Source organism: Salinadaptatus halalkaliphilus, assembly GCF_006543045.1.
GTDB lineage: Archaea > Halobacteriota > Halobacteria > Halobacteriales > Natrialbaceae > Salinadaptatus > Salinadaptatus halalkaliphilus.
Map to the genome: position 1 here is coordinate 68,395 of NZ_RBZW01000058.1, position 11,893 is coordinate 80,287.

At 59.0% G+C, this 11,893-nt stretch carries 9 protein-coding genes; 6 read left to right on the forward strand and 3 right to left on the reverse strand.

Annotated features, from left to right (window positions below; genetic code table 11):
• Positions 1 to 7: 7 nt before the first annotated feature.
• Positions 8 to 658, reverse strand: a complete 651-nt coding sequence (gfcR, locus tag D8Y22_RS16810) for a transcriptional regulator GfcR (protein ID WP_141465848.1) — start codon at positions 656 to 658, stop codon at positions 8 to 10.
• A 105-nt stretch (positions 659 to 763) separates the two neighbouring features.
• Here gfcR and D8Y22_RS16815 point away from each other — a divergent pair, with 105 nt between their 5' ends.
• Positions 764 to 2,056, forward strand: a complete 1,293-nt coding sequence (locus tag D8Y22_RS16815) for an HAD family hydrolase (RefSeq protein WP_141465849.1) — start codon at positions 764 to 766, stop codon at positions 2,054 to 2,056.
• Positions 2,057 to 2,114: 58 nt separating this feature from the next.
• On the opposite strand, the gene D8Y22_RS16820 is transcribed toward D8Y22_RS16815, so the two are convergent.
• On the reverse strand, positions 2,115 to 2,693 hold the full coding sequence (locus tag D8Y22_RS16820) for a DUF2150 family protein (RefSeq protein ID WP_141465850.1): 579 nt from the start codon (positions 2,691 to 2,693) through the stop codon (positions 2,115 to 2,117).
• Positions 2,694 to 2,767: 74 nt separating this feature from the next.
• The gene (locus tag D8Y22_RS16825) at positions 2,768 to 3,619 is read right to left on the reverse strand and encodes a TatD family hydrolase (RefSeq protein ID WP_141465851.1); all 852 of its coding nucleotides are present in this window, start codon (positions 3,617 to 3,619) and stop codon (positions 2,768 to 2,770) included.
• 832 nt (positions 3,620 to 4,451) lie between these two features.
• Between D8Y22_RS16825 and D8Y22_RS16830 the strand changes: the two genes are divergently transcribed.
• The 5 genes from D8Y22_RS16830 to D8Y22_RS16850 all read left to right on the forward strand — a co-directional run bounded on the left by D8Y22_RS16830 (position 4,452) and on the right by D8Y22_RS16850 (position 11,885).
• On the forward strand, positions 4,452 to 6,137 hold the full coding sequence (locus tag D8Y22_RS16830; RefSeq protein ID WP_141465852.1) for a thiamine pyrophosphate-binding protein: 1,686 nt from the start codon (positions 4,452 to 4,454) through the stop codon (positions 6,135 to 6,137).
• Positions 6,138 to 6,528: 391 nt separating this feature from the next.
• Positions 6,529 to 6,939, forward strand: coding sequence for an acyl-CoA thioesterase (locus D8Y22_RS16835; protein ID WP_141465853.1), 411 nt, complete (start codon positions 6,529 to 6,531; stop codon positions 6,937 to 6,939).
• A gap of 795 nt (positions 6,940 to 7,734) precedes the next feature.
• Complete coding sequence (rdfA, locus tag D8Y22_RS16840; protein ID WP_141465854.1) at positions 7,735 to 8,367, forward strand: rod-determining factor RdfA; 633 nt, start codon at positions 7,735 to 7,737, stop codon at positions 8,365 to 8,367.
• A gap of 67 nt (positions 8,368 to 8,434) precedes the next feature.
• On the forward strand, positions 8,435 to 10,378 hold the full coding sequence (locus D8Y22_RS16845; RefSeq protein ID WP_141465855.1) for an archaea-specific SMC-related protein: 1,944 nt from the start codon (positions 8,435 to 8,437) through the stop codon (positions 10,376 to 10,378).
• A 607-nt stretch (positions 10,379 to 10,985) separates the two neighbouring features.
• Positions 10,986 to 11,885, forward strand: coding sequence for a thiamine-phosphate synthase family protein (locus tag D8Y22_RS16850; protein WP_141465856.1), 900 nt, complete (start codon positions 10,986 to 10,988; stop codon positions 11,883 to 11,885).
• Positions 11,886 to 11,893 lie beyond the last annotated feature (8 nt).

Genomic DNA, 11,893 nt, shown 5'->3' on the forward strand with positions numbered 1-11,893 from the left:
GTGACGGTCAGTCCTCTTTGCCGACGCTGATGACGCCGAGCAGCGAGTAGACCGGCACGCCGTCGAGTTCCTCGACACCCTGTTTATCCGCGAGGACGACACAGGCAAGTGGTTCGCCGCCCTCGGTGCGGATCGCATCGATCGTTTCGCGCATCGTCGTCCCGCTCGTGATCGTGTCGTCGACGACGTAACACTCGCGATTGCGAATCCCCGCGAAGTTCCGCGAGAACGTGCCGCCCAGCTCCTCGATATCGTCGTCGTCCCACTGATGTTTCGCCGGCGTATACGTCGCCAGATCCGTCTCGAGTTCGCGTGCGACGAGCGTCGCGATCGGACCGCCGGCCTTCTCGATGCCGACGGTGAGATCGACGTCTTCGCCGTGTTTCGCGAGGAGATCGGCCATCGCAGCACTGACATAGCGCATCCGTTTGCTGTCCCGACCGATCGCCGACCAGTCGACGTGGATATCCTGTGGGCCGTTTGCCTGGGCCACAGGCGTCGTCTGCTGGTCGGATGGCTCCGTCGTCGCTTCGCTGCGCTCGACGAGCCAACTCGCCGTCTCTCTCGAGACGTTCAGTTCGTCCGCAATTTCGCCTTTCGAGAGGCCGCGGTCTGCGAGGTCGGCGGCGCTCTCGATCAGGTCGTCGACGTTTTTCATACCTCCGCGTTCGCACGCCGTTTTTAAAGTCGTGTCGTCGTCTGCAAACGATCGCGTGCGGTCGATACCGAAAACGGTTATCCGACAGCCATGCCTCTATCTGACATGGAACGGTACGACCTCATCTACCAGCTCTACGACCAGTACGAGACGACGACGTTGCGGGAATACCAGGAGTTCGTCGACGTCTTCCCACCGGTCGATTCCCGGGTCGCCTTAGCGCACTGGCAGGACGCGACCGAAGAGCTCGAGGCTCGCAAGGACGAGATCCGATCGGCGTTTGCCGCCGGTGAGACCTTCGCCGAGGTCGCTGCTCGGGCGACGCGCGATCAGGCCTTCACCGCGCTCGACCTCGAGGCGAAGTACGGCCGTGCGGTGAACGTTCTCGTGTTGGACGTCGACGAGACGCTGCGGTCTGCGGGCGGGACGGACAACGAGATTCCCCGCGAGACGTTACACCTCCTGACGGAGTTTTACGAGGCCGGCGTCCCGATCGTCATCTGTACGGGCCAAACCTTAGAGAACGTCAAAGGCTTCGCGATTCAGGGGCTGGGCAGCGAAGTCGTCCACTCCGGGAATCTCTCGATCGTCTACGAGGCGGGAACGGGCGTTTTCACGCCGGGCCACGGTGCGGACACGAAGCAACTGCTCTACGAGGATCTCGAGCCCGAAATCAGGACCGTCTTCGACGACGTTCGCTCGCGAATCCTCCCGGAAGCCCCCGAGAACCTGCGACGGGGCTGTCACCTGCAGGGCAACGAGTTCAACGTCACGATGAAGCCCAACTACGAGACCGGCTCGAGTGACGCCCGAGAGACGATCGACGAGGCGCTGGTCTATCTGATCGATCTGTTGGCCGACGCCGTCGGCTCGACGCTCGAGAACGGGTCCACGCGCGATTCGGACGGCCATCTCGACGGCAACCGAGAACTCGCGGGGGAAACGATCACCGACTGGACCCGCGCATTTTACGCCAACCAGGATCCCGAGATCAGAGCCGTGCTCGAGGGCGAAAGCGCCTATCCGGACCTCGAGTCGACGGCCATCCCCGGTCAGCTTGGGGCCGTCCTCGAGCGGATCGACGTCGCTTACTACGAGGCCGACGCGGCCGAGATCGGCAGCCTCGAGTTGAACAAGGTCGTCGGCGTCGAGCGCGCGCTCGAGGTGCTTGGCGTCGACGACCCGTTCGCGCTCGTGATGGGTGACTCCAAGAGTGATCTGCGCGTGATGAAATGGGTGGACGAGCACGACGCTGGCATCGCCGCCGCGCCCGAACACGCCTCACAGGACACCCTGGAACACGTCCTCGAGACCGACGAACTGGTCTTCGATCGGGGCAAGAGTGGGGACGTGCTCCGAACGATCTACGCGCTCAATCGACTGACCCGTCTCGATTGACGAGTACTCTCATCAGGTCGAGTGGCGACGTAGTATCTATCCGCACCCGAAAACGAACCTACTCGTCTTCTTCGACGACCTCGGGATCGCTCATCGCACTCTGGAGGCTGTCGAGGCCGTTGATCCACTCGGTGACGAGCCCGTACTCGAGATCTTCGGCGATGGTCATATCGAGTTCGTCGCCGTCGATGATCAGCGTCCCGGCCTGGGCAGCATAGCCCAGTGCCGCGTCCAGATCTTCTTCGGCTTCGGCGTCTGCAGCCGCACCCAGGTAGTCGCCGACGCTGCCGTCCTCGGCCGGCCCGTTCGCGATAAACTCCTCGGCGGCGAAAAAGACGCAAACGAGGCTCGTCTGGACGCCGTCGACGAGGATCAGCGTCTCTTCGTCCTCGATGTCGACTTCGCCGAGAACGATCTCGCGGACGTCGTCGATTTCACCGAGCGCGTTCTCCTGCTCGAGTTCCCCGTCGTCGTAGGCGGCGACGATCTTTGCGATAGCGATCGCCGTATCGTCCTGTAGATTCAACAGGAGTCGGGCCGAATCTTCGTCCTCCGGATCGATCTCTTCGTCTTTGATGCGGTCGATCCAGTTCTGCCAACGTTCCTCCGAGTAGAACTCGGTCGGGGGATTGCTCATACAGACACCTACACCGGCCGCTTGAAATGCCTTTCTCTACCTTCCGACAAAACGACCAAACACGAATTGCGGTTTCAGGCTTTCTCGAGCGTCTCTGTCGTAGATATCCCGTATACGAGTTCCGGCGTCTCGACGTGGGCGTTCCGAACCGCGTCGTCGTGGCCGTTCTCGAGCAACCAGTTTACTCGGCGCGGAACCGTCTTCGGTCCCAGAACGGCCCCAGGACGGTCGGGATCGTCGATGTAGTCGGTCTCCATCAGGAACGGGTCGCCGCGCTCGACGGCCACCTCGAGGCGGTCGGTGTCGCTCATGACGCTCGGGGTCGGCCCCTCGAGGCGGCCGGAAGCGTAGTGTTTGACGACCGTGTGAGCCGGCATGCCAGCGTCCTCGGCCCACGCAGCCACCTCGGTCATCTCTGTTGTTGCCTCGGCGTGGAGCTGCACGGCACAGCCCAGTTCGCCACCGTGTTCGAACGCGTGTCGCATGACGGCGTTCGAGGCGTCCCAGACGGCCTCGTCGACGTCGTAGTGTGGCCGCCCGGATTTCAGCGCGAGTGCCTGATCCGACTCGACATACTCGGCAGCGATGTCGATCCCGGCCTGCATCAGATCGCGGGCCTCATCCGGCTCGAATCCGCGGTCGTCGACGAGCCGCGAAATCAACCCGGGGTGGACGCCAAGCACCGGCCAGGCGCGGCCCTCGAGTAGCTCGTTTGCCGCGGTGACGATGTCGATGGTGCGCTCGAAGACCGCCCGAAAATCCTCGCCGGTCTCGGCCTCGATGCCCAGATGCCAGGAGGGTTTGTTTACTATCAGCAAGTGGGTGCCGCCGAGTCGAGCGAAGTCACGGACCGCCTCGATCCCGCGGTGATTGTCCGGGTCGAGATGCAAGTGGTTGTCGAGAACCGGCGTCTCGTCGTCGATCATGGTCGTACGTTTGCCCGCACGAGGAAAAGCGATGTCCTCCACGATGGCCATCTCCGCCAATCACCAGACTGCCGCTCCACTGTGACGTTGAATTACGACGCCCTTTCGGAGATATAATTGATATCAACTATATTTTTCTGTAGGTAATATTTATAGTTGTGAGCAATTCTATTGACAGTACCGATCGCCGATAGTCGAGAACGATAGTGCCAATTGCAGCTATTTACACGCCAGCTTCACGGCTGTTGTATGATCAGGCATCTTTATTGACCCGATCTAACACGAGTAATGTAGCGGAAAATCAGCCCAACCTCGAGGTGTTATAAATAATATCGGGTGAAGAAACACATTGTGTTATATTTTCCGGCACTATCGTGGTATCTGGTGCATATAGTACTACATCTACCTGGTTTGAATATTGCTCAAAATATGAACAGCCATATGTAGATTAAATAAATGTTGGTAATTGAAACCCAAGAAAGCGTGCGGATCGGCGTTCGGTGCAATCCGTCAATCGACATCGCCCGTTCTGCTAAGAGAAACGAGTTCACTGACTCGAGACGCTATTTCCTCGCTATCGGTCCGTAACCGCGATTGGCAGTTTTCCACAGGCGTGTACTCGGGATATCCGTACGGACTTTCTGAGGAGCCCGTCGAACACGGCGTGTGGGACCGAGATAGCGAGAAGTACAAGTACTGGGTTGATCGATTGAAAACAACCTGGCTCTCACATCGCGATTTCGGACCACTCGTCGAACGGGAACACGCCCGTGTGAGGGGGCTCGAACATAAGTACGGTTAAATAACTGCACCCAGTACCGTGCGGCACGTCATGAAGGCACACGAGGCAATCATACGGTTGCTCCACGACGACGGTGTCGACACGGTCTTTACATTGATGTCGGAGGATACGATGGCGATGATGTCGCGGATGGAATCGGAGTGGGCCGACCAGTTCCGATTGATCAAAACGCGACACGAGCAGGGGGCAGTCGCGATGGCCGACGGGTACGCCCGCACGGGGGACGATATCGGCGTCTGTCTCGTCGGACGCGGACCCGCCGTCTCTCAGACCGGAAACGGCCTCGTTACCGCCCGAAAGAAGGGCTCGAACGTGTTACTCGTCGTCCCCGAATCCCCGTTATCCGACGGCTACGACGTCAAGGAGTTCGAACAGGAGACGTATCTCCAGTCGACGGTCGGCTCCGTCGTCTCGATCCGAAGCCATGACACGCTCGTTCGCGATTTCAGGGAGGCGCTGCGACGTGTTCGGGTAGCGGACGGCCCGCTCGCGGTCCAGATCCCGTGGGATATTCTCGACGGCGACATGGACGTTCCGGCGTCGTTCGAGACCAACGCCGACACCGTTTCGGGTGCCAATACCGATACTGGCGTTGCTCTCCCCTGCGGGACCGTCACGCCTCGTCCCGACCTCGTGAGCCAAGCGGTGGATACGTACGTCGAGTCAGACGCGTTCCAGCCGCCGATTATCCTCGCCGGTCGTGGTGCCGTCGAAGCAAACGCCAAAGCCGAACTCGAGGAGCTCGCTCGTCGGACCAGCGGGCTCCTAGCGACATCCTTACAGGGCCGAAACCTGTTTGCGGACCACCCCTACTATCTCGGGTTCACCGGGAGTTGGGGAACCAACGTCGCGAACGAGTACGCCAGCGAAGCGAACGTCGTGTTTGCCGTCGGTGCGAGCTTGAACCCCTACACGATCGACGAGGGTCACGTCTTCGGCGAGGAAACGCAGGTCATTCACGTCGACCGCGATCCCGTTGCTATCGGCCGGTACGCCGATACGACCCTCGGCATCCAGGGTGACGCCCGCGAGACGGTCCGAGCCATCAACGAGGAACTGGAACGACGCGACATCGACCGCGAGGGCGAGCTTTGGAGCGACCAACTCGCGGCTCGACTCGATGAGACGAGTCCGATGAACGACGAGACGTACCCCGACGTTCCCGAGACGATGGATCCCCGTGACCTCGTTCGCGAGCTGAACGACCTGCTCCCGGCGGCAAAGAAAGTGGTCGCCGACGGTGGCCACTTCACGCGCTGGGTGTTAGACGGCATCCAGACGCCGCCGGAAGACTTTACGTTCACACTCGATTTCGCCTCCATCGGCCTCGGCCTTCCGGTGGGAATCGGGACGGCGGTAGCGTCCGAAGACAAACCCTGCGTTACCGTCTGTGGCGACGCCGGGTTTATGATGTCCATGCAAGAGCTCGAGACGGCGATACGCAACGACGTTTCGATGACGATCATCGTCATGAACGATAGTTCGCTCAACTCCGAGTATCACAGTCTGGATGTCGCGGGGAACGACCCCGAGGTGGCGCTCGTCCCCGCCCCGGATATCGCCGATGTCGCCGAATCGCTCGGTGCCGAGGGCCACACTGTCCGCAGCCGGGCGGATTTAACGGCGATCGCGGACAGACTCGGCGCCGAACCGGACGGCCAACTCGTCGTCGACTGCAAGCTCAACCACCACGTTCGACACCGGAGCAAAGTGTAGGAGCCCGGGAGTATTCCAACATCCCAACGCCGAGGCGGAGTTGCGTCGAACGCTACTCCGTGGTGTACGCTAACAGAACCCCCTCTCGAGGCAATTCGATCTACAGTATTATGGCTTACATACATATATTTCCGACATTATGTCTGAGTTATTTGGTTTTTTATCACTATAGAACGAGTAGATCATAGTAACAACTGCAACTAGTACTTCCCACGCGTCGACTGCTGATCGTCACGATTCCGCGCTATTCGCTATGCCGCGGTTCTCGCTCACGCTGTTCTCCGAACCGCGCATTCGTCGTGCGATCAGGGATGTAGTGACGTGCAATGGCTACTATAGTCGACGGGAGAATGGGCGAGACTTTTAGGCAGCCGGCCCTCGCTACCGAACGATGAGTGAGACATATTCGATAGACGTTCCCGTCCAATTTCGCGACCTCGACCCCCTCGAACACGTCAATCACGCCGTCTACGCGAGTTACCTCGAGACCGCCCGCGTCCACTACTTTTCGGACGTGCTGGGTGAGTATTACGAGCAAGCGTCGTTTATCGTCGCGAACCTCGAAATTTCCTACCTGCAACCGATCGTCCGCGATGACGAACCGACCGTCTCGGTCACCGTCACCGACCTCGGTGAGAGCAGCTTCACAATGACTTACGAGATCGATGTCGACGACGGGGTCGCTGCAACGGCCGAAACCGTGTTGGTCCAGATCGATGCCGAAACGGGCGATCCGACGCCGATTCCGGAGCCCATTCGTACTCGATTCCAAGCGGACGCGGGACTCGAGAGGACGGTCTGACGACCGACGACAAGCCAAGCACCGACGAATTAGCATGTTGGCGGTGGTGCTCTCCGGGTGGCAGTTCACCATCTGCTGGGAGATTCGTTCGAATCCGTGAGTAGTGGGGCTGCACGAACGAGGCTTTCGTGAGACTGGATGGTCTGATCTGAGTGTGACACGCGTCCGTTCGACTGGTTGAGAGAGTCCGTCCGCTGACCTCTGTGAATCACCCTAGTATATTCTCCCCCAGATATAGATCGAAAAGTATAATTTATTTACTATAGTTTGATTTCGAATAGGAACGCTGCTATTGAACCAGCTTGATTGCTAACGCCAGTACGGCTTCACGCGTCGATGCTGTGTGAAACAGACGCACCGTCGACCGCACACCACCCCTTCGAGGGCGGAAACGTCGGCAAACGATCGGTCGAAATCGAGCCGAACTGATACGGCTTACTGGCACCAGATTCGAGCCGAATTTCGTAGTGCCAGTCCGACGGAAGAACGAGATCGTCACCGGGGTCCATATACACATCACTGGTATGCGATTCGACGGTGATCGCCGTTTCACTAACAGTAGATCGAGTGTTATTGTATTCAGTGATACAGGGGCTATACCGACGATTCGGCATCGTTCGAGGGTGACGATATCGACGGACAATCGTACAGACTATCCGTCAGTCCCGACTGGCCACGACCGTCCTGCGAAACCACCAGTATATCGGTACAACGGATCGTATATCACACTGCGTGTCGTGGCCGTCTATTGTTATCGATAGCAACTCATTAAAGCGACGAGTATGAGTATCGCGTATGGGTCGAGACGAGAATTCGAGCAGCACTCGAGGCCGGCCGAGCAAGGTGGTCAGTTTGATCGATCAGTACGATCTGGACGACATCGGTGCCGAAATCGAAGCTGCGTGGACGAGCGACGACGAACACCGTCGGAGTCTGCGTGATCTCGCCGACGACTTCAATCAGGAACTCCTTCGCCAGAAACTCCGCGATGCGGGTATCCAGACACTCGATGGCGAGGTCGAGAACTTCTACCGACTGCTGACCGACGACGAAACGAGCACCGCTGATCGGACCCGGATCCGACGGCGGCTCGAACGCGATGACATCGACGTCGGGACACTCGAGTCGGAGTTCGTCTCCTATCAGGCCATCAGAACGTACCTCCAGAACCATCGTGGCGCGAGCTACGACCCAGCCGAGACGGACCCGATCGACCAACTCCAGACCGCCGTCGACCGCCTCCAGCGCAAACTCGTCACCGTCACCGACGACAGACTCGAGCGCGTCGATGACAACACTGCCCTCACTATCGAAAACCCGAGCGTCATCGCGGACGTTCGGATCGCGTGTGCGAATTGTGGCAGGCAGTTTAGCGTCGACGAGCTCACCGCCGAGACGCAGTGTGACTGCGTCGGTTCGGACAGTTAGTGAGTAACATAGCTAAGTCGGAAGAGAAAGGAACGTTTATTGCCGTCCTGGTCAGAAACCTGAATATATGAGTAATCGAGAGCCGCAGTCTACCCACATCGACATTTCGATCGCTAATATCGGCGGTATCGACGAGACAGAAGCACAGTTCGACGCCGGAGTAACCGTTCTCTCCGGGCGCAACGCGACGAACCGAACGTCGTTTCTGCAGGGGATTATGGCTGGTCTCGGGAGCAACGACGTATCGATGAAAGCAGATGCCGACGATGCCCACATCGAACTCACGACCGGCAACGAGACGTACACGCGGGAGTTCGAACGGGTCGACGGCACGATCCGAACTGACGGCGATCCATACCTCGAGGAGCCGCTGCTCGCGGATCTGTTCGCCTTTTTACTCGAGTCTAACGAAGCCAGACGGGCCGTCACGACGGAGACCGACCTCCGCGATCTCATCATGCAGCCGATCGATACCGACGAGATCAACGCCGAGATCGATCAGCTCGTCGACCGACGCCGGTCGATAACGCAAGAACTCGAGGCGATCGACGACAGCAAGAAGCGACTGCCGAAACTCGAGGAAGAACGGACCCGGCTCGAGGCCGAGATCGAATCGACCGCGGAGCAACTGGCCGAAACCGAAGCGGAACTCGAATCCTTCGACGAGGGCGTCGAACAGACTCGCGAAGAAAAAAACGATGTCGAGGCGAAACTCTCCGAACTGCAGGACAAACGCGGCGACCTCGAGTCCGTTCGTTACGAGATCGAAACCGAACGGGAGAGCCTCGACTCGCTGCGGCGCGAACAGTCCGAACTCGCGGACGAGGCCGATGCCCTGCCGGACGCGCCGATGGGCGAGTACGAAGATATCGAGGCCCAAATCGATCGGCTCCGAACCCGCAAGCAACGGCTCGAGAGCAAGAGTAGCGAGCTCCAGAGCGTGATCCAGTTCAACGAAGAGATGCTCGAGGAATCCGGTGGCGGCCTCGTCTCCAATCCGGGCGATGGGAACGACGGCGCTGTGACCGACCAGCTGGTGGCCGACGACTCGGTCACCTGCTGGACGTGTGGAAGCACCGTCGACGCGGACCAGATCGAGGAGACGATTTCGATGCTGCAGAGCCAGAGCCAGGAGACGTTCGGAGAGATTTCCAATATCGAGGACGAGCTCGCAGCACTCACGGAGCGACGCGCGGAGATCGAACAGCAGCAACGCGAGCGCGAGCGAATCGACCGCCGACAGGACGAGATCGACGCCGAAATCGAGACCACAACCGAGACGATCGACAGGCTCACCGACCGACGCGACGACCTGCGAGACGAGATCGCCACCCTGGAAGCAGCCATCGAGGAACAAGAAGCGGACATGCGAGAGGACGTCCTCGCGTTGCACCGCCAAGCCAACCAGTACGAGTACGATCTCGGGACGCTCGAGACGCAACTCGAAGAAGTCGAATCCGAGATCAGCGAGATCGAAGGGCGACTCGAAGACGCCGAGGACCTCGAAGCCGACCGCGAGGCGATCGTAGCGGATATCGAGGAGCTGCGCACGCGGATCGAACGCATCGAGCGGACGGCGATCGAGGAGTTCAACGACCACATGGATACCGTCCTCGAGCGACTCGGCTACGAGAATATCGACCGTATCTGGCTCGAGCGGACGGAAACGCAGGTCACGCGTGGCCGACGGACGGAGGCGAAAAGCACGTTCGAGCTGCACATCGTCAGACAGACCACCCATGGGACGACCTACGAGGACACGGTCGACCATTTGAGCGAGAGCGAACGCGAGGTCGTCGGCCTCGTCTTTGCGCTGGCGGGCTATCTGGTTCACGAGGTCTACGAGGAGGTTCCCTTCCTCCTGTTAGACTCGCTCGAGGCGATCGATTCCGAGCGAATTGCAGCGCTGATCGATTACCTACAGGCGTACACACCGTATCTCGTCGTCGCATTGCTCGACGAAGACGCGGCGGCACTCGACGACGCGTATACCTACATGTCGGTTGCCTGATACGGTTTACTGTAAGTCGTTACCGCCGAAACCGCGACCCGTCTGCGGTTTCGCCGGTAAATCGTTACAGCAATCCGTATGAATCGCGCCGCGTGCTCATCTCGATTCGACCGGCTGTATCGCCTCCTCATTATCCGGATATGATACAACAATAGATAGTTTTCTTCTATAATGATCACCTATCCTATCATTCTATTCGCCGCTTTCCTCCTCTCCCGACCCGTAGATATTATGTGCTCTAATACTGTATAGAGGCTCACATTTAAAATTCTAAAGGCTATATGGACACATATAGTTAAAATACACGCCATAAATACATATTATTTATTCCTGGGGTCTGGTGTGTTAGGATCGTCCGTCGAACAGGTACGATCATATGGGACTTCTGAGCCCTTCTGCGCATCTACTACCGTAATTTGATTCGAGTATCGTATGGCGTCACAGCAGTCGATTACCAAATACATACGCGAACGTTTAGAAACTATATTCGTGTTTCTTCTATATCTACTAGTCTGTCTAGGGGTGCGAAGTACAACTGGTCACGATCACGAACGGCCTCGGGAGCACAATACAATTATCCGGTGGGCGTTCGAAACACTACTATAGAATGCAATTCGTCGAAGAAATCGTCGTCGACGAGTTTCTCCCGACGGTGCGGTCGCTGCTGGCGGGGAAACTCCGCGAGCGAGGACTCACGCAAAGCGAGGTCGCTACCGTCCTCGGCATTAGCCAGAGTGCGGTCTCGAAGTACGCCCACGCCGATGTCGCGACCAACGATCGAATCGCGACCGACGAGCGCGTCGAGGCCCTGACCGAAGAGTTGGCCGACGGGTTGGCGTCGGGAGATGTCACCCCAGTACAGGCGCTCATCGAAATCGAGGTGTTGATCCGCGAGTTAGAATCCGGCGGTGATCTCCTCGCACAACTCCACGAGGACGCCGTCCCTGGTCTCGCCGACCGCGACTCGAGTTTCCGCATTCACGATCCGGATAGCGACTTGCGCACCACTGAACGAGTGCTTTCGTCGCTGCGACGCGGACTGCGGTTGCTCGAGAACACGAGCGGATTCGCAGGGCTCATCCCGGCGGTCGGCTCGAACCTCGTCGCGTGTACCCCCGACGCCGCCGATCTGGACGACGTCGCCGGCGTCCCGGGTCGGATCTTCGACGTCAAGGGACAGGCGACCGTCCCTGCTGACCCCGAGTTCGGCGTCTCCGAGCACGTCGCGACCGTGTTGCTCGCTGCCCGCCGAGAGGGGAGTGACGTCTCGGCAGCGATCAACGTCAGATACGAGCCGGCGCTGCTCGAGACACTCGCCGAGGCAGGATACGTCACGGCCGAATTCGACGAATCGGAGGCGATCGAACGACGAATCGCCGAGACGCTCGCTGACGAGCCCGACGCGACGGTACTGTACCAGACCGGCGGGATGGGAATCGAGCCGTTGATTTACGTGTTGGGAACCGACGCCGAGTCCGTCGCAGAGACGATTCGCTCGCTCGTATAACATCGTCC

What these genes read in the sequence shown, in the direction of transcription:
- D8Y22_RS16820 (WP_141465850.1), bottom strand. Translation starts at nt 2,693, where the DNA reads ATGAGCAATCCCCCGACCGAGTTCTACTCGGAGGAACGTTGGCAGAAC.
- D8Y22_RS16825 (WP_141465851.1), bottom strand. Translation starts at nt 3,619, where the DNA reads ATGATCGACGACGAGACGCCGGTTCTCGACAACCACTTGCATCTCGAC.
- D8Y22_RS16850 (WP_141465856.1), top strand. Translation starts at nt 10,986, where the DNA reads ATGCAATTCGTCGAAGAAATCGTCGTCGACGAGTTTCTCCCGACGGTG.
- D8Y22_RS16830 (WP_141465852.1), top strand. Translation starts at nt 4,452, where the DNA reads ATGAAGGCACACGAGGCAATCATACGGTTGCTCCACGACGACGGTGTC.
- D8Y22_RS16845 (WP_141465855.1), top strand. Translation starts at nt 8,435, where the DNA reads ATGAGTAATCGAGAGCCGCAGTCTACCCACATCGACATTTCGATCGCT.
- gfcR (WP_141465848.1), bottom strand. Translation starts at nt 658, where the DNA reads ATGAAAAACGTCGACGACCTGATCGAGAGCGCCGCCGACCTCGCAGAC.
- D8Y22_RS16815 (WP_141465849.1), top strand. Translation starts at nt 764, where the DNA reads ATGGAACGGTACGACCTCATCTACCAGCTCTACGACCAGTACGAGACG.
- rdfA (WP_141465854.1), top strand. Translation starts at nt 7,735, where the DNA reads ATGGGTCGAGACGAGAATTCGAGCAGCACTCGAGGCCGGCCGAGCAAG.
- D8Y22_RS16835 (WP_141465853.1), top strand. Translation starts at nt 6,529, where the DNA reads ATGAGTGAGACATATTCGATAGACGTTCCCGTCCAATTTCGCGACCTC.